The sequence below is a fragment of the Treponema denticola genome, assembly GCF_024400535.1.
Lineage (GTDB): Bacteria > Spirochaetota > Spirochaetia > Treponematales > Treponemataceae > Treponema_B > Treponema_B denticola_C.
Genome location: NZ_CP038800.1, coordinates 209,079 through 235,581, shown reverse-complemented (window position 1 = coordinate 235,581; position 26,503 = coordinate 209,079). Strand labels below are relative to the sequence as shown.

Genomic DNA, 26,503 nt, shown 5'->3' with positions numbered 1-26,503 from the left:
TAGAATGATAAAAAAAGAAGACCTTGACAGTAGAAAAAAGGCGTGGTAAACTAAGCTTCATAATAACTATAGGAGGCTTTTTAATGAAAAAGTATGTACCCGAACCGTTTAGAATTAAAATGGTTGAGCCCATCAAAATGACAACGCGTGAGGACCGTATCAAATATCTTGAAAAAGCAAAATACAATATGTTTAACTTACGCGGTGAAGATGTCTACATTGACTTATTGACCGACAGCGGAACTAATGCAATGAGCGATAAGCAGTGGGGCGGCGTTATGGTCGGAGATGAGGCCTATGCCGGAGGAAAAAGCTATTTTAAATTGGTTGAAGCAGGACAGGATATCTTCGGATATGAATTCATCCAGCCCGTCCATCAGGGCCGAGCTGCAGAAAAGGTTTTATTCCCCTTGCTGCTCAAAAAAGGCCAAGTTGCTATTTCAAATATGTTCTTTGACACAACCAGAGCTCACGTAACCCTAGCCGGAGGAAGACCTCTCGACTGTGTATGTAAGGAAGCAAAAAAACCTTCCGAATATGCACCTTTTAAGGGAAATATGGATGTCGAAAAGCTTGAACAACTTATTAACGAGCACGGAAAAGAAAAGGTCGGAATGATTGTAATGACTATTACAAACAATTCAGCCGGAGGACAAGCCGTTTCAATTCAGAATATCCGTGATGTTGCCAAAGTTGCAAAAAAATACGGCATTTTGTTCAATATTGATGCAGCACGATTTGCAGAAAATGCCTACTTTGTAAAACAAAGAGAAGAAGAATTTAAGAACAAGCCTATTAAAGAGATTATCCGTGAAATGTTCAGCTATGCAGACACTTTTACGATGAGTGCAAAAAAAGATGCTATCGTTAATATGGGCGGTTTGATAGGTATTAAAAACAATCAAGAAATCTATCAAATGATTAAGGGCAACTGTATTTCTTTTGAAGGATTTATTACCTACGGAGGTCTTGCCGGCCGCGATCTTGAAGCCTTGGCCATCGGTTTGTACGAAGGTATTGATGAAGAATATTTAAAATACCGAAACGCTTCTATGGAATACCTAGCCTCTCAGCTTCTTGATGCAGGTGTTGCCATTCAAAACCCGGCAGGCGGACACGGTGTTTATGTTGATGCCAACGCCATGTTCCCGCACATTCCGTATTATCAATTCCCCGGCCACACTCTTTGCGTAGAGTTGTATAAAGAAGCCGGAATCCGAACATGCGACATCGGTTCCTTTATGCTCGGAAACGATCCCGAAACCGGAGAACAAATCAAATCCGAATTCGAATTTGCCCGTCTTGCAATTCCGAGAAGAGTATACACACAATCTCACTTAGACGTTATTGCAGGAGCTTTAATCAATATTAAAGAAAGAGCCTCTCAGGTTAAGGGCTACAAAATTATCTGGGAACCCCCGATTCTTAGACACTTCCAAGCTCATTTGGAACCCATAAAATAACCGGTAATTTATAAAATAAGCCTTTAGCGGAGGCTATTCAGGTCCGTCAAAGGCTTATTTGCCCTGATAATGGGATAATTTTAGACTAGAATTTTTCTCTTTTTTATGATATTATCCTCCCGCCTATTCTATCTTAAAGCTTTATGGGGGAATTTTATGTCAATTTTTCAAGCTATTATTTTGGGGGCTGTTCAAGGCTTAGCCGAATTTTTACCTATTTCAAGCTCCGGCCATTTGGCAATTGTAGAGTATTTTTTTAAACAAGAAGATCTTCCCATCCTATTCGATATACTACTGCATGTGGCCACCCTTGCAGCGGTTTGTACGGTTTTTGCAAAAAAAATTGCCGGTCTTTTTTGTGTCTTAGGACGGTTTATTATAAGAAAGTCCAAGGATGAAGATAAAGGCGATTTAATGATGATAGCTGCTATTATACTTGCAACCGCAGTAACGGGCATAATAGGTCTTTTATTAAAGGATTGGGTAAAAAATATAGACATTCGTATTATACCCCTTTGTTTTATAATAACAGGCCTCCTTTTAATAGCTTCCTCCAAGATAAAATGCAAAAAAGCTTCAAAAAATATAAATCTTATTATTGCAGCTATTACAGGCCTTGCTCAAGGAATAGGAGTTATCCCCGGCATCTCGAGATCGGGCAGCACTATTTCAGCCTCTTTGTTATCCGGTCTTGATAGGGAAAAGGCGGGAGAATTTTCCTTCTTATTGTCCATTCCTGCAATTCTTGCAGCATTTATGCTTGAACTTAAATCTGCCGATAATCTACTTGCAGGTGTAAGCCTTACCGCCTTAATTGCCGGAATGATCAGCGCTTTTATTGTAGGTTATTTTTCGCTTAGATTTTTGCTTGGACTTATAAAAAAAGGAAAGCTTATTTATTTTGCTTTCTATTTAATTCCATTAGGAATAGGTCTTAGTGTTTATTTTTGGGGTTTTGCCGGATAGCATGTATATTTTCGGAGTTTTATTTGATGCAGGAATCAAAATTTAGGATTATATCGATTGTATTAGGAATATTTATTTTTATATGCTCAGTATACATAGCTCTTGCAGTCTTACTGCCTATCTTCGGCTTTAAGACCTATATTTTCCCTTTTGCAAACATAGGAAAGCTTATTTTTTCTACATATAAATTTTCTTCCTTATTGATACCTGTTATTCTTCTTTATTCTGCAATCTTATTGATTATTCCGGGATGGACATCTCATTCAAAGCTTTTATTGGCCTTTATGCCCATCTATTTTTTAACATGCGTATTGGGAGAACACTTAGTTTATTTTTTGCTGCCAAAAATAGAAAATAATACAGTACAAGAATTTACGAAGCTCACAGTAACTATTTCCACAGGTCTTGTACTAATTCTTGAGGTGCTTTCTACTTTAATTTTAAGTGAGAGGCTGAGCCGGAAAAAAAATGTTTTGAGTGAAGAAAAAGAAGAGGATATACAGGACATCGTAGGAGACTGCTACTGTTCATCCGGTTTTAGATCTAATCAAAGAGTAAATACTTCGGAGCATGGTACTTCAAATCCTTCACCATCGGAAGAACCGCTTACACAAAATCGGTTTATAAAATCTCAAGTAAATAATAGTACTGAAGAATTTAAAGAAGATATTCCCGCACTCAAAAATGTAGATGCCGATATAAATGTGGATATAGGGGATGTTTCAGGCGGAGAATCTAAAAAAGGCATAATAGAATCTCTTGTCGTTATAGACGATATTAGTATTGAGCAAGATTTAGAAGAGCTTAGCTCTATAGAAGACAGTGAAGATGAAAAGCTTTTATCGGCCCCGGAAGAAGAAAACGGTGAGGATGAGGATGACCCGGCTCAAGAAGATATCCTGCCGGCAGATGAAACCGATGATGAAGAAGCCGAAAGCTCCGAGGAAGAACATTCGGAAGAGATAGAAATCAGTGCTGCCCAACCTTTGGAGCCTAAGGCTGATTCAAAAGATAAAAAAAAGGGTTATTATATTCCTTATGACCTATTAACAAAATACCCGGGAAACGAATATTGGATAGTGGATGATTCAACCCGAAAAGCTGCAATCGCCTTAAAAAACACATTTGAAGAATTTAATATCGGCATCGAAATTACAGGTATCAGGAAGGGGCCTGTAGTTACCATGTTTGAGGTCTTGCCGCCTCCGGGAATAAAACTGGGTAAAATCACAGCTCTTCAAGACAATATAGCTTTACGCCTTGCGGCTCAAAGCGTCCGTATTGTTGCCCCCATTCCGGGAAAACAAGCTGTCGGTATTGAGGTTCCTAATGAATCAAGGGCAATAGTCGGCTTTAGGGAACTAATCGAAACGGAAATACCCGGGACAGAAAAAATGGGTATACCCATAGTGCTTGGAAAAGATGTAACGGGAGAGCCTCAAACCTTAGACCTTTGTCAGACTCCCCATCTTTTGATTGCCGGAGCTACAGGTTCAGGTAAATCTGTCTGTGTAAACTCCATTATTCTTTCAATTCTTTATAATAAGAGCCCTGAAGAGGTAAAGCTCCTCTTGGTTGACCCAAAGATAGTAGAGCTTAAACTTTATAACGGCATAGGCCACTTATTAACTCCGGTCATTACAGAACCTAAGCGGGCGCTTCAAGGCTTGCAATACTGTATCTGCGAAATGGAAAGGCGCTACGCGATGCTTGACTCTATGAGCGTTCGAGATATTAAAAGCTACAATAAAAAAATAAGACGCGAAAAAATTGCTGCAGAAACCCTGCCTTACATAGTGATTATAATCGATGAATTTGCAGATCTTATGGCAACTACGGGCAAAGAACTTGAAGCTACCGTTTCAAGGCTTTGTGCTATGAGCCGTGCTGTAGGTATTCACTTGGTGCTTGCAACCCAAAGGCCTTCGACCAATGTAATTACAGGTTTAATCAAGGCAAATATTCCGAGCAGGATTGCCTTTATGGTTGCCTCCCGTGTAGACAGTCAGATTATCCTCGATAATATCGGTGCCGAAAAACTTTTAGGAAAGGGTGATATGCTCTATGTAAGCACAACAAAGCCTTTCCCTGCCCGAATCCAAGGTACATTTTTATCGGATGACGAAGTAGAACAAGTTGTAGAATGTGTAAAAACTTTCGGTGAACCCGATTACATAGATGACGAAATATTTGTAGATGATGAAGAATATTCGCAAGGAACTCTCTTCGGAGAAGAAAGCGATCCTCTCTATGATGAAGCTTTAGAGATTGTTTTGGCAGAAGGAAAGGCTTCAGCTTCTTACATTCAAAGGCGGCTTAAAATAGGTTATAACCGTGCGGCACGAATAGTAGAAGAAATGGAAGAACGCGGAGTAGTCGGGCCTGCAAACGGCTCAAAGCCGAGGGAAGTTATTATACATTCTTAAAAATAATTATATGAGGTAAAATTTATGATTTGCAACGCTTTATTTTCAGACTTTTATGAATTGACAATGGCTCAAGGTTTTTGGAAAAAAGGAAATAAAACAAAAACCGTTTTTGAAATGTTTTTTAGATCAAATCCTTTTAAGGGGGGCTATTCCGTCTTTGCAGGACTTGAACCCCTCTTAAAAACCATTCAAAATTTTCACTTTGAAAAAAGCGATATCGATTGGCTTAAGTCTTTAGGAATATTCGAAAAAGATTTTTTAGAATATATTGCCGGTTTTAAATTCTCTGGTAATATTTGGGCAATGAAAGAAGGAAGTGTCGTTTTCCCGAATGAACCCTTAATCCGTGTCGAAGCTGATGCGGTTGAAGCCTTGCTCTTGGAAGGCCTAATTTTAAACATGATAAATTTCCAAACCCTTATAGCAACCAAAACAGCCCGAATTTGGCTGGCTTCAAAAAAAGGAGCTATAATGGAATTCGGACTTCGACGGGCTCAGGGCAATGACGGAGCTATGAGTGCAACAAGGGCTGCCTACATAGGCGGAGCCTTCGGTACAAGTAATTCCCTTGCTGCCAAGGAACTCGGCATACCCGCCCTCGGAACAATGGCGCACTCATGGATAATGTCTTTTAAAAGCGAAGAGGATGCTTTTCAGGCCTATGCCGACATGTATCCCGACAATTCAATATTCTTAATAGATACTTATGATACGCTCCGTTCGGGTATCGTAAATGCTATAAAGGTAGGAAAACGCCTGCAAGAAAAGGGAAAGAATTTCGGTGTCCGCCTCGATTCGGGCGATATTTATTATTTGAGTAAGGATGTTCGGAAGCGCCTCGATGAAGCCGGCTGTCCTCAGGCAAGGATTTCCGTTTCAAACGAACTGACGGAAGAAATTGTAGAATCCCTTGTTCAAAATAATGCACCTATAGATTCTTGGGGAGTAGGGACTCACATGGTTACAGGCGGAAATGAAGCCTCCCTTACAGGCGTATACAAAATGGCAGCCCGCAAAAGTTTAGGAGAAACGGAATGGACTCCTGTTATGAAATTTTCGGATAATCCCGCAAAGATGACTAATCCTGCATGTAAGCAGGTTTGGCGCCTATACAATCCTGACGGAACATTTAAGGCCGATGTGTTGACCTTTGAAAACGAAAAAATTGAAGAGGGTGTGGAACAGACCTTTTATCATCCTGCAAACGATTATCAGAATTTTACATTTACACCGACAAAGGTTGAAGCTCTTTTAGAAAAGCGTATTGAAAACGGCAAGGCAGTCGGCAAGACTCCAAGTCTTAAAGAAATAAAAGCCTATGCTGAAAAACAGCTCGACAGTTTGGACTACACTTCAAAACGCCTTTTAAACCCTCACATATACAAGGTTTCTTTAAGCGAAAAAATGAGGGATTTAAAACAGCAGCTGATAAAAAACAAACCGATTTTTAAAAACTGATTTGGGCAATCACCCCATGTAAAAATAGAAAGTTAAACTTATTAGTTAAACATACAGCCTTTCCTACTGAAGCAGGAAAGGCCGTTTTTATTTTAGTTTTTAACTACCAATATTTTTCTTACTTCATCAATATCGGGACCGGCTATCCTTACAAAGTAGATACCTCTAGCAACAGGATTTCCGCCATTGTTTTTACCGTCCCAGAAATAAATGTGGTCACCGGCAGCTTTGTAAGAGCGCTCTATGGTTCTAATAATGCTTCCGTCGAGGCTCATTATTTGAATTGTAAGCATTCCCGGTTTTTGTAAGTGGGCTGCAATGATCGTTTCCTGTCCCTTGTATGGATCCAAAACATTATCAAAGATAGAAACGCCGCCCTTTTGTTTTTGAACACCTACTATCTTAAAGTGCCAAACATCAAAAGAAAGAATATCGTTTGAATTTCTAAGCCTTGCACAAGGAAGCCATCCGTCATAGATATACATAAAGCCTCCCACTTTATTCGGCTCTAAGTGAACATCCTGTTCAGAAATTATAGATTTTAGAAGATTATTTTCTAATGTACAGCCATAGTTTGTGGTTCCGGCTTGAGGAACGGCAAAGCGCGGCGGCGGACCTATAGGTACTGTTCCCGGATGCCAAAGCTTATGTTCGGCTGAATCCTTGGAGTAAAAATAGAGTTGAGCATTATTTGAAGCACCTTTTTTTTCTGCTAATATAGTAACATCAAGCCGAGGCAAAGCCTTATCATCTTCAGACGCATCAAAGCTGCGCAGAACTATTGAGTTAGAAGCTCTTTGGGGTGTTATCATATCTATACCTATATCGGAGATATGGAGCTTTTGTTTTTTTCTATCATAGTAGTCAAGAGAAATAAGAGCGTTTTGATTTAAGATCCAATCCGGCGATATTGAGTTATTAAGGGTAAATTTCCAAAAAGTATGTTCTTTAATAGCCGATGGGAGAGGCAATCTTTCAGGTATATACAATCTATTTTCTGCATACACATGGCTTGACCCATCGGTTATTATTAGAGGAGTAAAATTGGGATTAGCCAAATCTGCTTCTGTCAGTTCCGTATATACATTATTTGCACTGCCGTTTTTAAATAAAAGGTATATTTCGTTTTTACCGGGTATCGCAAAGGAATTAACCAGCTCAAAGGTCTTATAAAAAACCCATCCATTATTATTTTTAGTTGTACCCTGATCATCGGTACTTTCATCGGTTCCATAGTATTTGTTATTGCCTATCTTGACTTTATTGGAGAAAACTCTTAAGAATTTTTGTCTTATATTGGTGATAGAAACATTACCAGGAATGGGGTGATTATTATTAAGAGAAACAACTCCGTTTCCATCTATATTTAAAGGCTTTATTCCGGTACTGTAAGAGCCTGAAAGATACATCTTCTTTTCTACCCAAATTTCATTTTCAAAGGTGAGAGTTTTATCTCCTGCATCTTCGCAGAATAAATTATAGAATTTGGTATCTCCTGCAGTATCTGTGCCTATAATTTTATGATCAGCGTCATTAGTCAGTGTTACGGTATGAGTGTCAGCGTTAAAGGTACCTTTGTTTGTAAAATCTCTTTTAATGGTAATATCCGAGCAGAGTTCTAACTTTGCTCCAGTATCAATTATAAGATTGTATATGTTTTTTTGTCCTGCCGGATTTGTAAATAAAAGAGTTTGAGGAGTTCCGTTACCGTTAAATATGAGAGTTCCGCCTGTTTGTGTAAATTGATTAGCGCTAAGGTTGCCTTTGAGTGCAATATTACCGCTTGAGGCAGTCCATGCATTATTAGATGTTATGTTTCCGGCTGCAGTAACATCGTCTGAAGAAATCCAATCGCGCTGTGTATTGATGTTATCTGCTGTAACAGATCCTGATGAAGTCCATGCACCAGAACCGTTATTTACGGTGATGTCTCCACTTGAATTAATTACCCCTGATGAAGTCCACGCGCCGGTGTTTAAATTTAGGGTTATATTGCCTGCGGTAACCGCTTGCGTATTTATTATGCCTGTACCATCAAATGTAACATTGTTTGCTGAGGCTCCAATAGCATGGCTAAATGTGATCGAGTTGATTGCGCTGAATGTTGTGTTTGCGTTTATCCTTACATCCCCTCCATAAGTCTGTGCCGGCGCAGTAATCGTTGCGGCAGCATTTACAGTTGTCTTTTTATTTACTGTAAGAGAAAATGCTGCTGCTATACTTCTGTTCAGTATAAGATTTGCATAAGGCCCACTGAAAACATTTGCGGAAGAGCCGGAATCGTATTGAACCGTAGAATTATCGCCTAGAGTAATCTTATCGTTGGAGGAAGAATTTTCAAACCATGTTTTTTGATCGGCAGTACCCGTCATTTTTAATAGACCATTGTTTGTAAGAGGGGCAGTATTTAATGTATCAGTTATAACATAGCCGGCTAAGTCCAATTCACCGTTTAGCGTAATTTTTTCTGCCTTAGCATTTGTAGAGCTTTCCAGTTTGGGGTACTTATTTATTCCTGTAGGAATATTTACCTTAGTGTGTGTTCCCGGAATTCCATTAGGAATCCAGTTTTTAGATTTATCCCACTTTGTTTTGTCTGTATCGTTTGCTTCTTTCGCAGACCATTTCATCTCACCGATATAATCGTTAAAAATCCAGTTTAGAGGATTACCGGCCTCTATAAGCTGGATGGTTCCTGTTATGCGGCTTTCATAGGTTTTACAGGTATAAGTATTAGAATCTACTGATTTTATTGGAAGGTTTACATTAACATCCAGCCATTTGCATTTATCCGAATCGTTAGAAGGATTTTTATTGCTATTGATATAAATAGTACCGCTGTGATTCAGCTCCGGTATTGAAGAGGTAATATTATCAGTTCCCGATATTTTAAGTAGGCTGCCTGAGGAACCGCGCAAAGTTAGGTTTCCATGTACGGAAATCTTATTAGCAAATTTAATGGTTTTCCCTCCCGCTCCGGTACAGACGAGGTTATAAAAGTCTGTATTATTTGTTGCACCCACTGTACTTGCTGCCGAATTATTACCTATAATATCTATTTGGCCTCCTAAATGCTCCAGCGTTACGGTCTGAGTGGTTGTTTTAAAGGTTCCATCGTTTTGGAATTTTTTAGTAATAATGATATCAGAGCCGAGACTTACAGTTGCCGAAGAGGATATTTTAAGGCTTTCTATTTTTATCTTCCCTGAAGGAGCTGTATATTTAAGTATACTGCCGTTTCCGCCGAGAGTGAGGATTCCGTTATTTTGAACAAAGGAGCCAGCACTTAAACCGCCTCTAAGATTTATGTCTCCTTTCTGCGATGTCCAGTTGCCTGAAACGGTAATGGATGCAGCACCAATGTTTGCATTCGACTCCCATGCTTCTGCGTTTACTTGTATTGTTCCTGCTGTGATATTAAGAGGGTTGTTCCCAGAAGCCGGTTTTGTCTCTAAAGATTTTGCCGTAAATTCAATATTCATATAGGGAGATGATGAAGTTCCATTACCAGCATCAATAGTGCCGTTGTATGTTTGCGTTCCTCCGGTTGAAGTGTTGCCGGTGTTTATATGGGTATTACTTCCTCTTATGGTCAATTTTTCACTTACAGTTAAATCCTCATTATTTGTTTTCAAGTCAGGTCTGTTATTTAAGCTAAGATTTTTATATGGCCCTTTCCAAACATTATTATTTGTACTGCCGTAGTATTCAACAATGGAGCTGTCATTGTGAGTAATACAGTCGCCAATATTAGAGGTTGGAATCTCAAGCCATGTTTTTTGGTCTGTAGGACTGCCTTCTGTACCCGTCATTTTTAATTTACCTTTATTATCAATATGGCTTCTGCTTGTTCCTCCGGCATCATCGCTTATTGTATAAGAATCTAAATCCAGCTCACCGTTTAGTGTAATGGTCTTTGCTTTTACGTTTGCTGTCAGTTTTGGATAGTATGTTTTTCCCGATTCGATTTTTACCGGAGTGTGTATTCCCGGAATTCCGTTCGGCAGCCAGTTTTTAGGTGCTGACCAAGCTGTTTTTTCGGGATCGGTTGTCCCACTACCGCCCAGCCATTTCATTTCAATAAGGCAATCGTCGAAAATCCAGTTTTTAGGTTTTTTATCGGTATATATTTCTTGCTCTGTACCGTCCGGCTTGCTTTCTTTTACTCTATAGGTATATGTACCAGTGATAGGTATATTTGTGTGTATATTTAAATAATAGCCTTTTTGTGGAGGTGTACCGCTGCCCGGCGTTTGATTACTGCCGAGTGTAATTTCTCCCGGGCCTTTAATATTCAATAAATCGTTCCATGCCGTACCGCTTATATCAAAATTTCCGGCAACCGTTATTTTACCGTTTATTGTAAGGGCTTTTCCGCCTGCGTTTGTGCATTCCAAATTATGAAATTTTGTATTGACTGCAGATGTGTTTCCTTTGATTGTGATATTATTGGGAGGAACAGGTGGAGTAAGTAAGCCTGCGGCATGAACTAACCTTACTTTTTTGCTTTTTGTTACGGCATCAAATTCTCCTTGATTATTCAAACCTACGGTAATAGTTATATCCGATTCAAGCTTCAAAGTTACACCTGATTTTATTTCCAAATTTTGAATTTTACCATCGATAATATTATTACCGCCCGCGCCTGAAAGTTTTCGTGTTCCGCTTCCATTAAAGAAGATTAAGCCTCCGCTATAGGCATCTGAGTAGGCATTTAATTTTTTTGCAGCAAGATTACCGCCTACAGTTATACGGCCTCCGGTAAATGCTAATTCGTTTTCGATATCAATATTTCCGGTTGCAGTAATCCCTCCCCAAGAAGTCCATTTACTTCCGCTTGAAGTTATATTTATTCCGCTGATGATAGACCGTTCTGAATACCAATCACCGGTAACGATAATGTCGGCTCCGGCTGTTATAGATCCTTGTTTAGAATTCCATTTGGCGGCTTCTATGTTTGTTCCAGCAGTAATGTTACCGCTGTTTGAGTTCCAGTCTCCCGTTACCTTAATTTTACCTGTAGTTGCGGTAACATTACCTGTAGAATTCCATTTAGCTGCTTCTATGTTTATGTTGGCTGTTATAGTACCGCTGTTGGAGTTCCAGTCTCCTAGTACCTTAATGTTATTTGCTGTAATATTGTGTTTTGTGGTTATTGTTGAACCTTCGAGAATAATATCTTTCCCTGTCGCAGTTATTATTCCATTGTAGGTTTGAGTACCAGTGCCGGTGTCTATATGGGTACCACTGCCCGTTATGGTTAATACTCCGTTTACAGTTAAATTCTCATTATTTGTTTTCAAGTCAGGCCTGTTATTTAAGCTAAGGTTTTTATAGGGGCCTGCCCAGACATCATTATTCGTGCTATCATAATATTCGATTGTAGAATTATCGCCTAGAGTAATCTTATCGTTGGAGGAAGAATTTTCAAACCACGCTTTTTGAGCGGCAGTACCCGTCATTTTTAATACGCTGTTGTTTATAAGAGGGGCAGTGTTTGATCCATCGCTTATTGTATAAGAATCTAAATCCAGTTCGCCGTGTACCGTAACAGATTGAGCTTGTGGGGCGGGGTTTGTTAGACTGGGCGCTGTAAGTTTGGGATATTTAGTTCCAACACCTCCTGCAGGAATTATGACCGGCCAATCGGCAGTCGGAACTACTCCGGGCGTCCAGTTTGATGCAGTATTCCAATTGTCGTTTGTTGCATTAGTTTTCCATGTAGAATACATATGTTCCCAGTTTGCCGGATTTGGACTTCCCAAGATGCTATCAGCAACATAATAGGTTTTCCCATCCGCTATGCGGATATTCGTGTTTACATTTAAGTAATAGCCTTTTTTTGTGCCCGGATCGGGCGTTTGATCGGAAGTCAGGGTAATTTCGGAGTCAGTTCCGCCTTGAACAGTCAGCTTACTTGCAGCCGATGTACCGCTTATGTTGAGGTTGTCTACCGTAATTTTTCCGTTTATTGTGAGCGTTTTCCCACCTGCATTTGTAAGACTTAGATTATTGAATGCCGTATCGCCTGCAGTGCCGGTACCTGTAATCGTTACGGTTCCGTTTGCAGGAGGGTCAAGTTTAACTGTTCTTGTTTGTGCATCAAAGGTTCCATTATTTTCAAATGTACCGATTATTGTAATATCTGAATTTAGTTTAAGATTTCCATTATTTTCCAAATTTTGTATTTGAGAAGCCGAAACGACCTCTAAAGTTTGTATCCCGCTTCCGTTAAATAGAAGAATAGAGCCGGCTGCTGTTTGTGTGAATGTTCCAGCTTTTATATTACCCTTTGCCGTTATATTACCCGTTCCGGAATGCTGCCAAGGTCCTGTGACATCAATATTTCCTTCGCCGGTGACGCTGCCGTTTGTATTTAAATCTCCGGTTAAAATTATATTACCGTTCAACGTAAGGGTTGATGATGCATGAGAGGTCATGGTTCCGGCATTAACCGCCTGCGTAGTAACGGACTGCCCCCAAAAGCCGATGCTGTTACTCCCTGCATTCACAGCCGCCCCAAAATTTACCGAATTTACCGTATGGAACTCCGTACCTGTATTTATAGTTACAGCTCCTTTATATGTTTGCTCATACGCACTGATTTTGACCGGAGGAGTCAGAGGAACAGAGGAAAGAGAACCGTCTATTGTTATGATTCCGCTACCCGTTTGTTCAATGATACCGTTGGTGCCGGTTAAGGTTATGTTGTTACCTATATTTACATTTCCGGTGCCGGAAAGGGTAATTTTTTGGGAGCCGCTTACCGTGTCCTTAAAAGTAAGCGCTGTCGATGTATTAAATTCCGTGTCCGCGTTTATCGTTACGGCGCCCTTATAGATTTGTGTTGCAGCTTTTATTGAAGACACATTTCCTATGTTTACAGCACCCGTTCCCGTTTGTTCGAACTTGGAAGTACCTCCCGTCAGGTTTATATTCTTTTGTATGTTGACCGTGCCGTTACCCGAAACAATAATGCTTCCCGTTCCGCCGACGGTTCCGTCCGAGCCGAAGGTAAGATTTGAGGATGCGTTGAACGTTGTATTTGCATTTACCGTTACGGCGTCCGTATACGTTTGCGTCTGGGCGGTAATCGTTGTGGCAGTGCTTACGGTTGCCGCTTGGTTCACTTCAATTTTTGCGGCAGAGACAGTAGCGGTATTTACAGTCAAATTCTTTGCTTTTAAATCCCCGCTCAAATTAACGGTTCCGTTTACCGTAAGGCTCAAAGCTCCCGTCGCATCCACCGTTCCGGCGGTAACTCCCTGCATATTCACCGCCCCGCCGCCGGTAAAGGACAGATTTTGCGTTCCCGCGTTCACGTTCGCTGCAGCTGTAAAAGTTACAGAAGTTGCCGCATCAAAGGTGACATCCTTTTGTACAGTTACGGCCCCCTTATAGGTTTGTGTTGCAGCTTTTATTGTTACCGGATTATTATTCCCTATCGACGTCGTTTTCTCTACCGTAAGAGAGTCGGCGTTAATGTTTCCCGTTACTTTAAAATTTTGATATGGCCCGGGGAAAATATTGTTAGGGTAACCGCCGTAATACCAAACTGTGGAATCCGGTTGCAAGGTTATTTGTGAGTTGTTGAACAATGTTATTTGAGCCGGAGTACCGGAAAGTCCCAATGTTCCCTTTTCGTTTACCATTATAGTTACCGAACCCCCAAAAGAAAAATCGCCTAATATTAAGGAAGCTGAAGTACTATTCGTTCCCACTTCAATTTTTGTCGTACCGGCAGCAAGTGTGACATTGTTGGGTAAATACGGAATACGCGAAGGCGTATTAGAAATTTTATACGTAGCAGCCGGCAAAATAGAACCCCATGTTGGCGTATTATTTGAACTATCTTTCCAATTATTGGGATTTGTAAAAACCCCGTCTACAGCCCCCGTCCATGTATAGGTTTCAGCCGAGGCGAGTATTCCTGCGGCAAAGAGAAAAATCGATATAAATAGAGTTTTTTGTATTTTCTTCATAACGTTATAATTATACATCTTTTTTTGTGAAAAATCCAGTCGGATATGGAGAAATTTGAGAAAGATATGCCAATCTACAATTACAAATTAAATTATAGCTTTTCGATTTCTTCCCAGCTTAAGCCTGTACCTTCGGCTATTTTAATAATATCAACTCCGAGTTTTTTTAATGCTGCCGCAGTTTCAAGCTTGGTTTGGTAAGAGCCTTGTGCTATTCCTTGTTCAATTCCTCGTTCAATCCCTTCAGCAAAGGCTATTTCACGCTCTTCTGCACGCTGTACAGCTATATCGGTTTCATAATCATATTCTGCTACTAACATATTTAATACCTCCTTAGTCTTGCGTTTTAGATATTCACGCAAAATATTGTTTGATATGCATTCTTCAACGGCTTTTTCAAAGCCGTTTTGAGTATCTATTTCTTTCCATTTCCTTACCGTTTCCACAAATATACTGTATTCTTGCATTGTTTTACAGTTTTCCAATACAGGATGTCGGTTTTGCCGGTTTATGTTTATGACCTTAACGGTCAACTCAAGATTAGTTCCCGTTGTCTTTTCTGTAAAAGCATCCGATAGTTTCAGAGTTTTATCGGAAGGATATGGCTCTTCTCCATTATAAAAAACATAAAATTCGGGAGTCGGAATGTTTAAGAGTTTACGGCTGTATTTTTCTTTTGATTCAAAGAGGCTTTCATAAAGACGGCTGATGTATTCAAGGCAGCGCAAAGGCATATTTGGGTTGATAGTGGATTGGTGTTCAGCAAGTACTATTATTTTGTTATCCACGAGGTATGATACATCATTATAAAATGTCATATAAAGGACCTGATCAAGGCGGATATTTTTTAGCTGCTCTATATCTTCAAGTGTACTATTATGCAACGCATTATAAAGCGACAAAAAATTCTCTTTTGCTTTTTCATCTTCACTAAACAAATCAACGAATACCGAATCTTTGTATTTTCTGTTTGAAGTACTCATAGCCGGTCCCTCACTTTCTAATTATACATCTTTTTTTGTGAAAAATCCAGTCGGATATGGAGAAATTTGAGAAGTTACGATGTTTAACCGCGAAGATGATATATTTTTAATATGTCTAATTACAAAAAATATCTAAAATCATTAGGTTAAAGGCTTGAAAAAGATGATTTTTTGGGTATATTTATGAAGACATGTTTAATATGTGTTATGTGGATGCACCAGTGGTGCACGATTCTATATTGATATATATTATTAAAATGATATAATAACAGTTGAGGTAATTATGACTTGTTCGCCATTACGATATCCAGGAGGCAAATCGAAATTATATGGTTTTATCGAAGCAATTATTGCTAGTCAAGATAAGAGTATAAATACATATATTGAACCATTTGCAGGTGGAGCAGGTATTGGCATTTCTTTGCTTTTAAATGAAAAAGTTGAAAATATTATTATAAATGATTTGAATAAAGGTGTTTATTCATTTTGGAGGGCTATTTGTACAGAGACGGATAAATTTCTAAGTCTTTTAGAAAAAACTTCTATAAATAAAGAAACCTATTTAATACAAAAAAACATATATCAATCTTCAAATAAATATTCCTTAGAATATGGATTTTCAACATTCTTCTTAAATCGGACAAATTATTCAGGGATACTTGATAGTGGACCTATTGGTGGTATGGAACAGACCGGAAATTTCAAGATGGATGCACGCTACAATAAAGACATTCTTGCCGAAAAATTAAAAAAAATATCAAAATATAAGCATAATATCAAAATATACAATAAAGATATCATAATTTTTAATAATACTATTGTAACTAAAACAAATAATGCATTTGTTTATTATGATCCACCATATTATATAAAAGGTAAAAATTTGTATACAAATTTCTTAGAACATACGGATCATATAAATATTCATAATTCTATAAAATCTGTAAAACAACCTTGGATATTGACTTATGATAATGCGAGTGAAATTGCAAGTATCTATAAGGATTCAAAGGCTTATGAGTTTACATTATCCTATTCTGTGAATTCGAAAAATGTGCGTAAAGCAACGGAATTAATGTATATGAGTGATTCAAATTTTATAAAAGCTATTCCAACTACTATTCTTAATAAGATAAATTTAAAAGAGAGGAGATAAAGATGGATATTGTTAGTCAGGTATCAAATCAAGATTCTTTGGTAAAATTGGTACAAAAAGGAAATGAAATTGGAAGAATATTTTCAATTGATTATGAGAATGCCCTTGTATTGACAAATGATATGTGGAAAAGAAAAGTAAATGGTGTTCCTCAAAATTCTTTTTTAATTGCTACAAACATAAATCCTGACAATTATTCAAAGCAAGCTCCCTTTGATAAAGAGATTATTCTTCTTAGGGTTATAGGTTCATGCAAATTACCTCAAGATGATGATAATATTAGAACAAAACTTGATTCTATTCAGGATGCAACTTCTTTTGTAGATAATACTCAAACATTTGATAAGCTTACACAAAATATGCTTCAGTTCAGTGGCTTAGAATGTAGGGTTCTTGGAACTTTCTATATGAAAAATCAAGAATTACAACTTGGTTCTGACATTGAGAATTTTTCAACTTCTTTGACACAAAGAGTTTATTTACCTAAGGGAGATGCACTAAATACAATTGTAAACTATGTAGATCCAATACGAAAAAACAAATCAAAAGAAGATTTTAAGAATCTTGGAATAACAAGTGAAGTAAAAACATTTAAAATAGGAACGGTCAGCTATACATCATCAGATAGGTTACAACGAAGTGATACAGAAATTAAAGTACCAGTTGAAATTCAACCTTCAGATTTTTTATCTCGAAGAACTGCTGTGCTTGGAATGACAAGAACAGGTAAATCTAATATGGTGAAGCAAACAGTTTCTGTTGTAAAAGATATTTCGAATAAATCGAATTTTCCTATAGGACAATTAATTTTTGATATAAATGGCGAATATGCAAATGCTAACAACCAAGATCATGGTGCAATTTCTGATATTTTTAAAAGTGATTGTGTTCGTTATCGTATGATAAAAACTGAAGGATTCGAATCTTTGCTTATTAATTTCTATGAACAGCTGGAAGACGGTTTCCTAATTATTTCCGATAAAATAAATGAAGAAAAAATAAGTTCTGCTCAAGATATAAAAACTTTTGACAATGGAATGTCATTTGAAAAACCTGAAACTGGGGATTTAAGTGGTAGTAATCGTTATAATGTTAAGATAACAATTTACAAATGTTTATTAAAAGTTGCCGGCTTTGAAACTGAAAATACTACTAAAATTTCATTTAGTGCAAATCCTAAAATTAAATGTATACAATCGTTTGGTAAAAACATAAATGAATACGCACTTGAACAAGGAAAGACACAAGCAGAAGTTGAGAATGAATTAAAAAAGATAAAAGAACCCATTAGTATAAATGATGCTCTTTTCTGGTTTATTAAATTACGAGAAAATGCCCAGAAACTTGCAGATTCTATAAATAAAGAAAATAAAGGTTCAGAAATAAAAAAATTATGGTATGAGGTATTGCCTTCATCTTCAAAAGATAAATTATGGCTTGATGATGTTGATATTGCAATGCTAAACATGATTGTTAAAAAGAATTCAACAGGTACAGCAATGTTTGGTTATAAAGCTTTATTGTCTTCAAAAGATTATCATACTTCATCAAGAAATTCGGATGTTAAAGAAGAAATCTATAATCATTTAGCTAACGGTAAGATTGTTATACTTGATTTATCAGTAGGGAAAGCTAATCTCAGAGAAAAGATAAGTCAAGATTTAGCCAAATATATTTTTAATAAATCAATGGATATTTTTACAAATAATCTCACTCCTCCAAATATTATGATTTTTATAGAAGAAGCTCATAACCTTATAGGTAAACGTATGGAGTTAACTGAAACTTGGCCCCGCGTTGCAAAAGAAGGGGCAAAATATAAAATAGGTCTTGTTTATGCAACTCAAGAAGTGTCATCTGTGCATCCAAATATATTGGCAAATACAGAAAACTGGTTTGTAACTCATCTTAATAGTGAAAATGAAATACGTGAACTTGCCAAATTCTATGATTTTTCTGATTTTAGTAAATCTCTTATACGAGCCCAAGATGTTGGCTTTGCTCGGGTAAAAACACTTTCAAGTTCATTTGTTGTTCCAGTTCAAATTGATAAATTTGATCCTGCTCAATGGAGATAATAGATGCCATACGAAAAAGAAATCGCTAATAAAACATCGCATATAGATATAGTCAAAAATCCTGACGTTCAAGATTTTTTGAAAAGATGTCATAAAATAGATTATCCTGAAGATAAAGAGAAAAAAACAATTTCTCAGATTTTTTCAAATCCATGGAAATCTCATTTTAAAAAACCGCAAAATATTATTTCAATAGATGGAAGTCTTTACGAGTCAAGTATAACAGAAAAATTTCCAAGCAGAAAAATTGGATTTATAAAAATTGGAGTTGTTCTTTTAAAATGTGAATTACTTGAAAATATGAGGCAAGATGCTCCATTTATTGATCCATTCGAAGTTGCAAAATTTAAGGAGAATAATGAATCTTATACATTAATTCTTCCAAGCGCGAATATTGTATATGATAATTGTGAAGATGTTCAAGAAAGTTTCAGAAGGGCTTTAGATGAACAGTTTGATAAATTTCGTTCAGAAAAGAATAATCCTGACTCAAGTCTGCGAATGACACTTTTTAAGCTTGCTTCATTTTCAGAAGGAAGTTCATCTGAAATGATAAAACTTTCCAAATGTCCATGCTGTGAAAAGTATGAAAATATTGTTGTGTCGTATGCAGAAATCAAGAGTAAAGGGTATTCAAGTTGCCCTCATTGTGGTAAGCCTTTGTATGTTACTGATATTCTGCGAGTTTGGGAACAAGTAGAAGGCATGATATCAAATATTTCCGCAATGACAAGAACAATGAATGTAGTAGAAAGATTAATTGCTATACATTATATTCGCACAATTGTTGAAAAGTCCCCTGAATCATATACAGAAGCATTAGAAAATATTTGTTTTTTCATAGATGGACCTCTTGCAATTTTTGGTGAACCAGCAAAGTTACATTCCTGTATTATGAAATATTTAGAAAAGATTAATATAGAAATGAGAAAGCATGGAAAAACAGATATTTTGATAATGGGAATTCAGAAAAGTGGCGCCGTAAATGATTTTTTTGAAAATATAAAAGAATTTGTTCCAAATAATTCTATTTATTCACTAACAGATGATTATAGAGATAAATATATAAATTTCGAAAAAAAGCCAAAATCAAGTAATACATATGGTGCTGAAACATATTTTGGGCAGGATTTTTTATATAAAAGCAAATCTGGAAAAGTATTTGTTTTTAATGCTCCTTATCCATGGTTAAGTAAATCATCTGTTCAAAATTTCTCTTTGGAAAAAGCAAATATAATGAACTATAAAAATATTGAAGTTTATACGAATCTATTAAACGATTTTGAATGTGAATTGTTTGAAAATTCTCTTATTCCAACGGTTTTGGCTCATAAATATACGGCAATTAGCTTGGCTCCAGGAAGTAAAGTATTAGATTTACTCGCTAAAAGTAATATTCTGAATCAAGGAGCTCCTTTATTTGATAAGAAAAGCACATAACACAGTTTTCAAAGCCGACAACGCAGTCGAGCTGCGTTGCGGTTTAAAACAATGTTAGATGGATTGCCCAGTGGGCAACTTTTTCCTTTTACCATTTGATTATATTAAAAAACAATGCTATAATAATACTGAAGTATGCATAGATATGGAGATTTTTATGGCAAATGCAACATTAGTACAGCTAAAAGTCGATTCCGAAATTAAAGAAGATGTTTCAAGAATATATGAAAATTTAGGGTTGGATTTACCGACTGCAATAAGAATTTTTTTCAAGAAAAGTATTGCTGTGGGAGGATTACCGTTTGAATTACGAGAAGAAAATACCAGATGGAAAATATATGATCAAGTTCGAAAAAGTATTCAAGACAATAATGTTCCGGAAATGTCGCTTGAAGAAATAAATGCAGAAATTGCTGAAACGAGAAAACAGGTATTCGGCAAATGAAAAAATATGTTGTTATTGATACAAATGTTTTGGTTACAGGGAATGGAAAACATTTTCCTGAAAAATATTTTATAGTAACACCGGCTAAATTAATGGATATACTTGAAAAAAATTAAAGTAACGTCTAACACCGCACTTTTCACTTAAAACTTTATATTTATACTTGAACCGTTGGCATTTTTTTCTACTTCAATTTTTTGAGGGATTCGGTTTTTTAGTTCGCTTACATGAGAGATTATTCCGACTAAACGGTTGCCTCTAACTTCGTCTAGGATGCTTATAGCGTTTTCAAGACTTGCTTCATCAAGAGTCCCGAAGCCTTCATCTATAAACATTGAATCCAGCCTTATACCCCCGCTCCTTGTCTGAATGGAGTCTGCAAGGCCAAGGGCAAGGCTTATAGATACCATAAATGTTTCGCCGCCAGATAAACTGGCTGTAGGCCGTATCCCTCCGGTATAGGCATCATAAATTTCCATATCCAGACCTGAAAGGTTATTCCCTGAAACTTCTTTGCTTATTTTTAAGACATAGCGTCCTCCGCTCATCCGTTCAAGCCGGCGGTTTGCATAAATAATTATTTCACGCAAAAAAGCCGATAGAATCCAGATATCGAATTTAAGTTTATATTTATTGTTTCCGTTTAAGCCGGATGAAAGCTCGGTGATTAATTTTGCTTCCTCCGTTCTTTGCTTTAAATCGATTAAAAGTTTCTGCCTTTGTTCAAAAAGATGATTTAACTTGTCGGACTCACTTTTTATTTCCGTTAGGCGGTCTCTTTCTTCATCAAGATTTTTTTGTAAAATTTGTATTTCATCTTCTATCGTTTCGGGCGGGACAAATTCTTTACCTTCAAGGTCTTTTTCCAAACCCGCTGCCGAGTGTTCTAATGTTATTTTTTCCTCTTTGAATTTTATGACCGTATCTTCAAGGTTTTCTATTTTTTCATCGGATAAAATGGAATTTAGGAGCTCATCGATTGAAGAGAATCCTTTGCGCTCCATTCCTTCATTTAAAGTCTTTTCTTCAACCGATAAAGATTTTTCCCATTTTTGTAACTGCTCTTGTTTGCCGATAAGCTCCGTTTCAATTTTTGTATGGAGTTTATTATTTTCTTGTACCTTCTCGTCATAACCGCTTATTTTTCGATCTGAGGCTAAAATCATTTCTTTACAGCTTTCGATTGTATCGTCTATATTTTCTTTTTTGATATTATCTGGAAGAGGGATAAAGGCTTCCTCATATTGTTTTTTCTTTTCATGCAATATTGTATTTATTTCGGTTTCTTTTATTTTAATATTTGTAAGTGCAGCCCTATGCAGTTCTTTTTGATTTTGAACTGTTGAAAGTTTTTGCTCTAAATCTATTTTGAATGTATTTGCCGTTTGAGCTTCCTTTAAAAGAATAGAGTCTTGTTCTGCCTCTTTAGCTGCTTGAGGCTTTAAGGCTTCTATTTCATTTCCGGCGGGCATTTTATCAAAAATAAAGGCTTGATCTTTAAACTCTTCATTGAGTTTTATAAAGGATTGTTCAAGCTCGGTAAGTTGAATTTTTTGCCAATCTGCATCGGTATTGCGGGCCGTAAGATTGTTGTTTAAAATATCTTTTTCATGTAAAAATTTTTCGATGCTTCTTTCGCATTTTTGTATTTTGTCTTCCAATGAAAATATACTTTCAGCGTTTTCGATTGCCGGTTTGGGATGATGAATAGAACCGCAGACAGGGCATGGCTCTCCGTCTTTTAGGTGAACGGCAATGGCTGCTGCTTCTTGATTTAACTCAAAGTCCTTTTTTCCTTTTTTTAGTTTTTCAAAAAGTTCTTTTTCTATTTCTATGTCCTTTAAAATCAGCTGTAAATCATTATAGTTTTTTTCGGCTGCCGCCTTATGGGTAGCATATAACTTGGCTGCCTTTTCTTTTTTTAAAACAATTTCAAAAAGTCTTTGTAGATAGGACAGCTTTTTAGATGAGAGGTCGGCTCTTTCTTTTCTTTTATCAAGTTCGTTGATTATCAAAAGATAATCGTTGATTTTATCTTTTAGATCTTTTTCGTTTTTTTCTGCTTGAGTAAGCTTTTCCGTATTTTCTTTTTTTTGTAGACTAAGGCCTTTTTTTTCGTAAGTTTTTTCTTCTATTTCTTTATATATATCGGCGGCTCTTTTTAGACGATCCATATTTTGCTTTAATGCAGCATTTTTTCCTTTTTCGGCTTCGATGTCTTTTTTTTCCATTTTAAGGGAATTTAAAACATCGGATACGCCATTTAAATCTTTTATTTTATTTTCGATATCGGTTTTTGCCTCATAAATATTTGTGTTAAGTTTATTTACCGAGTCTGCAAGAGCGGATAACGATGAAGCTCGGCGTGCTTTTTCTATAAGCTCTTCCATTGACGCAATATCATTTTTTTGAGAGTTAAGAGTTTGTAATTTTGTTTTTATCTCTTCAAACTCTTCCTTCTTTTTTTTAAGCATTTTTGCTTGTTCTTTTGCCTCAGCCTTTGTTTTAATTTTCTCGGAAATTTGACTGTAATTTTTTTTGATAAAGGCAATCTCTTTTTCAAGACTTTCTTTTTTTTCCTGATAAGAATCGGTATCAAATTCTTTTCCTAAGGCTTCTAATGAAGCTTCAGCAGTTTTTATTTTATAAATTTCTTCTTTTTCTCTTTCTTTTAGAGTTTCCATTATTTGACTGTATCTGGATATGGGAAATAGCTCTGCAAGAGTTTCTTTTTTTTGATTTGAGTTTTCCCGTAAAAAAGATGCAAATTCTCCTTGAGGGAGTAAAACAATTCTTGAAAATTCCTTTTCGTTTAAGTTTATTATATTCAATATTTTTTTATCGGTATCCCGCTTATTGGTAGAGCTTAAATTTTTCCATGTTTTACCGTCCCATTCGGAAAGGGCAGATTCTTCAGGAATTTCATTTTTCTTTCCCGGGCGTAAAAAAGGGAGGCGTCTAAAAATCTTGTATTTGGAATTTCCCATTTTAAAGATAAGTTCTACTTCAGCCGGTTCATCATCAGGCGCAAATTGACTTCGAAGGCTTCTTGTAATCTGGGAGCGGCATCCCAGAGGTTTTGAATAAAAGGCATAAGAGATTGCATCAAATATGGTGGTTTTTCCTGCTCCGGTTTTTCCATATACCAAAAAAATGGAGTCTAAAAGACTAAAATCTATTGTGTGAGTTCCTCTAAAGGGGCCTATATTGGTCAGCTTTAAAATTTCAGGCTTCATCTTGTTCCTCCGTTCATGTATTTTTATCCCTTTATATTTGGGATATTTCTTGGCAAATTTTTTTAAAAAGCTCTTGTTTTTTTGCCGAAGGTTTTTCATCTATTGCTTCTTCAAAGAGCATAAAATTTTCAAAAATCACCTCTGTGTCTTCTATATTTTTGTTTAAGATATGATTTTCGCTCTCATCTTTTAATTCTGCCGCTATCGCTTCTTGGTGTAAATTTAAAAGATATGGAAATTTTTGCTGTAAGAGGCTCATGGGGCTTTGAATAAGCGTATCGCCTATTAATTTTATTTCTAAAAAATCGTTTTTATAGGCATCGAATTTGCAGGTATTAAAAAAATCAAAAAATGTTCCCTCAAGCCTTGTCATCTTCCGTAAGGGCTTAATAGGAATTTTTTCTACGCTTATAGGAAAGCCTTGAGTTTTACAGTCGATGTCTATGGATAGAACAACCTTTTCGGTTGAACATTCATCAAAGGCGTATGTAAGGGGAGCTCCCGAATAGTACATCCTATCGGTAACTTTCTGCATTTTGTGTAAGTGTCCCAAGGCCGTATAGGTAAAAAAATCGAATAGAGCAGGTGAAACATATTCCGCAGTGCCTAAAAAAGCTCTTTCAGATGAGGAGCTTTCTCCGTTTAAGGTAAAAAGATGGGCTGCCAAAACCGCAGGCATTAAGGGGTCTACGGCCTCTTTTAAACGGCGGGAGGCTTCTTGGGCCATCTCGGATTGAGAGTTTAAGTTTAAACTTTCCCCTGTTTCGTCAAAAAAGGATCCTAAATGTAAAAAAGGCATCAAAAAAAATTGAACTTTTTCTCCATTTTGTGCTATAATGATAGGTGTGCATAGTTTGCCTGTTCCGGAGGCGATGTGGATATTACTTGATTTTAAAAGTTGAGATCCGAACGATAGCCTTTCAGCTGAGTCATGGTTTCCGGGTATAATAAAAACGGCTGTATTAGGACAATCCCGATGAAGGGCTGATAAAAATGAGTCGAAGATAGCTACATATTCTGCAGGAGGTACGGAGCGGTCATATATGTCGCCTGCAATAATCAGTGCAGCATAATTATCTTCAATAAGGATATTGTGAAGATCCGAGAGCATTTTTTTTTGTCTTTCAGACTGTGAAGTTTCGTACAGGTTTTTACCTAAATGCAAATCGGCTGTATGCAAAATTTTCATACATCTAATGTATGTGTATTTAAGAATTATGTAAAGGACATTGGAATGAAAAATTACATAAAAATCGTTTTTTCTTTATGCGGTATTGCTTTGGCCTTAGGTATCGGCGGGGCGGCTTTTTTTATTGCTGCAAAGCCTTCGTCCGATTTTCAGCTTAAGACGGATTATCTGCTTGAGTACAGGTTTTATCTTGTAAGTTTAAAGGCGGATATGTACAGGACTGCAAGCAAGGATGGGGAATTTTCGGTTCAAAATCTTAACGCAAGGATAAAAGAAACTATTAATTCTTTTGAAAATTTAAAAAAACTTTCAGCTGCCGACAAAAACGATTCCGGCTTAAACTTTGCATATAATGATTATGAAAACTCAAATAATAAGCTGTTTAAAAGTATAGAAGCTTGGAGACAGGAATTTGAACTTACCGGGGATTCTTCAGCAAAACCTTTTTTGCCTGTTTTAAAGGAATTTGAGGCCGTTCAAAAAAGCTTTGAAAGGCTTAAAAAGGAATATAAGGATGGATTTACAAAACAGGAAAAAAGGGCTAAGACTCTTGCCGTCTTATTGATTGTTTTAGCATGGGGTATAGGCGTATTTTTAACATGGCTTGTTTCTTCAATTGTATACAAAATTTATATCGAAAGAGAAAGGGCTAAAAAAGCAAAGCTCAGGCTCCATGTCGGGCCCAAAACCGAGGTACAAAGCTCCGGCCTAAATACAGATTCAGTAAGCTCCATTTCAGTAAATGCCGCTCCGGCAAGAAGTACATTGGAGAAACCGGATTTGATAAGCAGTGCTTCGGTAAGCGCCGTTTTAGTAAACACAGATTTGCCAAATACCGCTCAGTCTAAGATACAAGAAAAAAAACTTCAGCAGCCGGTTATGGTGCAAGGCTCTTATGCTGAAACTGCCCCTTCCCGCATAGAAGAATCGCCTGCTTCTATAGAAAGCTCGCCTGTTTATCTTAAGCTTCAAAAAGAGTATACAAGATTAAAAGAAATGTCTGATGAGTTAAATTCGGCTTATAATGAACTGCAAGAAAAACATAGGGAGCTGGCTTCATCATATAAGGACTTGCAAGACTCTTTTAAACAAAACGACGAAAAAAAAGGCGAAAAATGCGAAACGGTAAAATCATTTTTGGCCGATATACAGATGGAGGCTGCCGAAGCTCAAGAAGATGCTCAGGCTGCACAAGAACTTGTAGATACTTTTCAGGGCGGGCATAAGCTTTTTAAGTCTACTTACGAAAAAATCGTCCATATAAATCAGAACATTTCGGATATACAGGAAATGGCGGAGGTTATAGCCGGTATTGCAGAGCAGACAAAGATGCTTAGTATGAATGCCGCCATTGAAGCTGCCCATGCCGGAGATGCAGGAAAGGGTTTTGCCGTTGTAGCCGAAGAATTGGGACGCTTGGCAGCCGCTTCAATCGAAAGCTCTGCCGGAATAGGAAAAACTGTAATTGAGGTGGTAAAAAATATTTCATTTATGGCAAAGAGCAGCGAGGATCTGGATAAGGCCTTTAACGATATAAATATAAAAACAAATCAAGTTTATACAACCGTTATGAATTTTTCGGATAGAATGATTCAAACCTTCCAAAAAACAGACAATGTTTTAAAAGGCCTTGACACAATTTAACAATTATAGTATTATAGACAGATAGAAGAGTAAT

At 36.9% G+C, this 26,503-nt stretch carries 13 protein-coding genes; 9 read left to right on the top strand and 4 right to left on the bottom strand.

The features are described from left to right. Positions 1-83 precede the first annotated feature (83 nt). From E4N78_RS01040 to E4N78_RS01025, 4 genes are all read left to right on the top strand, one after another. Complete coding sequence (locus E4N78_RS01040) at positions 84-1,463, top strand: tryptophanase (protein WP_010694138.1); 1,380 nt, start codon at positions 84-86, stop codon at positions 1,461-1,463. Positions 1,464-1,619: 156 nt separating this feature from the next. Continuing rightward, positions 1,620-2,429: an undecaprenyl-diphosphate phosphatase gene (locus E4N78_RS01035; RefSeq protein WP_255811258.1), complete on the top strand. Its 810-nt coding sequence runs from the start codon at positions 1,620-1,622 to the stop codon at positions 2,427-2,429. A gap of 23 nt (positions 2,430-2,452) precedes the next feature. Continuing rightward, positions 2,453-4,855, top strand: a complete 2,403-nt coding sequence (locus E4N78_RS01030; RefSeq protein ID WP_255811257.1) for a DNA translocase FtsK — start codon at positions 2,453-2,455, stop codon at positions 4,853-4,855. 24 nt (positions 4,856-4,879) lie between these two features. Next, entirely contained in the window at positions 4,880-6,316 is a 1,437-nt protein-coding gene (locus E4N78_RS01025; protein ID WP_255811256.1) for a nicotinate phosphoribosyltransferase, read from the top strand. Positions 6,317-6,408: 92 nt separating this feature from the next. Here the strand turns inward: E4N78_RS01025 and E4N78_RS01020 are convergent, their stop codons facing one another. Both E4N78_RS01020 and E4N78_RS01015 read right to left on the bottom strand, forming a co-directional pair. Next, on the bottom strand, positions 6,409-14,298 hold the full coding sequence (locus E4N78_RS01020) for a FlgD immunoglobulin-like domain containing protein (protein WP_255811255.1): 7,890 nt from the start codon (positions 14,296-14,298) through the stop codon (positions 6,409-6,411). Between the two features lie 92 nt (positions 14,299-14,390). After that, positions 14,391-15,281: an Rpn family recombination-promoting nuclease/putative transposase gene (locus tag E4N78_RS01015; protein WP_255811254.1), complete on the bottom strand. Its 891-nt coding sequence runs from the start codon at positions 15,279-15,281 to the stop codon at positions 14,391-14,393. Positions 15,282-15,564: 283 nt separating this feature from the next. Between E4N78_RS01015 and E4N78_RS01010 the strand changes: the two genes are divergently transcribed. The 4 genes from E4N78_RS01010 to E4N78_RS00995 all read left to right on the top strand — a co-directional run bounded on the left by E4N78_RS01010 (position 15,565) and on the right by E4N78_RS00995 (position 20,400). Further along, positions 15,565-16,437 (top strand): DNA adenine methylase, encoded by an 873-nt coding sequence (locus E4N78_RS01010; RefSeq protein WP_255811253.1) that lies wholly within the window; start codon positions 15,565-15,567, stop codon positions 16,435-16,437. Positions 16,438-16,439: 2 nt separating this feature from the next. Further along, on the top strand, positions 16,440-18,515 hold the full coding sequence (locus tag E4N78_RS01005; protein ID WP_255811252.1) for an ATP-binding protein: 2,076 nt from the start codon (positions 16,440-16,442) through the stop codon (positions 18,513-18,515). A 3-nt stretch (positions 18,516-18,518) separates the two neighbouring features. Next, positions 18,519-19,955 carry a hypothetical protein gene (locus E4N78_RS01000; protein ID WP_255811251.1) on the top strand — a complete coding sequence of 479 codons (1,437 nt, stop codon included), beginning with the start codon at positions 18,519-18,521 and terminating at the stop codon, positions 19,953-19,955. 157 nt (positions 19,956-20,112) lie between these two features. Continuing rightward, positions 20,113-20,400: a type II toxin-antitoxin system RelB/DinJ family antitoxin gene (locus tag E4N78_RS00995; protein WP_187419710.1), complete on the top strand. Its 288-nt coding sequence runs from the start codon at positions 20,113-20,115 to the stop codon at positions 20,398-20,400. A gap of 143 nt (positions 20,401-20,543) precedes the next feature. Here the strand turns inward: E4N78_RS00995 and E4N78_RS00990 are convergent, their stop codons facing one another. Then, positions 20,544-23,636, bottom strand: coding sequence for an AAA family ATPase (locus E4N78_RS00990; protein ID WP_255811250.1), 3,093 nt, complete (start codon positions 23,634-23,636; stop codon positions 20,544-20,546). A gap of 31 nt (positions 23,637-23,667) precedes the next feature. After that, positions 23,668-24,825, bottom strand: a complete 1,158-nt coding sequence (gene sbcD, locus E4N78_RS00985) for an exonuclease subunit SbcD (protein WP_255811249.1) — start codon at positions 24,823-24,825, stop codon at positions 23,668-23,670. Positions 24,826-24,870: 45 nt separating this feature from the next. On the opposite strand from sbcD, the gene E4N78_RS00980 reads away from it, so the two are divergent. Then, on the top strand, positions 24,871-26,469 hold the full coding sequence (locus E4N78_RS00980) for a methyl-accepting chemotaxis protein (protein ID WP_255811248.1): 1,599 nt from the start codon (positions 24,871-24,873) through the stop codon (positions 26,467-26,469). Positions 26,470-26,503: the final 34 nt, after the last annotated feature.

Excerpts from the sequence above, each read along its gene's own strand:
- E4N78_RS01040 (WP_010694138.1), top strand. The coding sequence starts at position 84 with ATGAAAAAGTATGTACCCGAACCGTTTAGAATTAAAATGGTTGAGCCC.
- E4N78_RS01035 (WP_255811258.1), top strand. The coding sequence starts at position 1,620 with ATGTCAATTTTTCAAGCTATTATTTTGGGGGCTGTTCAAGGCTTAGCC.
- E4N78_RS01025 (WP_255811256.1), top strand. The coding sequence starts at position 4,880 with ATGATTTGCAACGCTTTATTTTCAGACTTTTATGAATTGACAATGGCT.
- E4N78_RS01020 (WP_255811255.1), bottom strand. The coding sequence starts at position 14,298 with ATGAAGAAAATACAAAAAACTCTATTTATATCGATTTTTCTCTTTGCC.
- E4N78_RS01015 (WP_255811254.1), bottom strand. The coding sequence starts at position 15,281 with ATGAGTACTTCAAACAGAAAATACAAAGATTCGGTATTCGTTGATTTG.
- E4N78_RS01010 (WP_255811253.1), top strand. The coding sequence starts at position 15,565 with ATGACTTGTTCGCCATTACGATATCCAGGAGGCAAATCGAAATTATAT.
- E4N78_RS01005 (WP_255811252.1), top strand. The coding sequence starts at position 16,440 with ATGGATATTGTTAGTCAGGTATCAAATCAAGATTCTTTGGTAAAATTG.
- E4N78_RS01000 (WP_255811251.1), top strand. The coding sequence starts at position 18,519 with ATGCCATACGAAAAAGAAATCGCTAATAAAACATCGCATATAGATATA.
- E4N78_RS00995 (WP_187419710.1), top strand. The coding sequence starts at position 20,113 with ATGGCAAATGCAACATTAGTACAGCTAAAAGTCGATTCCGAAATTAAA.
- E4N78_RS00990 (WP_255811250.1), bottom strand. The coding sequence starts at position 23,636 with ATGAAGCCTGAAATTTTAAAGCTGACCAATATAGGCCCCTTTAGAGGA.
- sbcD (WP_255811249.1), bottom strand. The coding sequence starts at position 24,825 with ATGAAAATTTTGCATACAGCCGATTTGCATTTAGGTAAAAACCTGTAC.
- E4N78_RS00980 (WP_255811248.1), top strand. The coding sequence starts at position 24,871 with ATGAAAAATTACATAAAAATCGTTTTTTCTTTATGCGGTATTGCTTTG.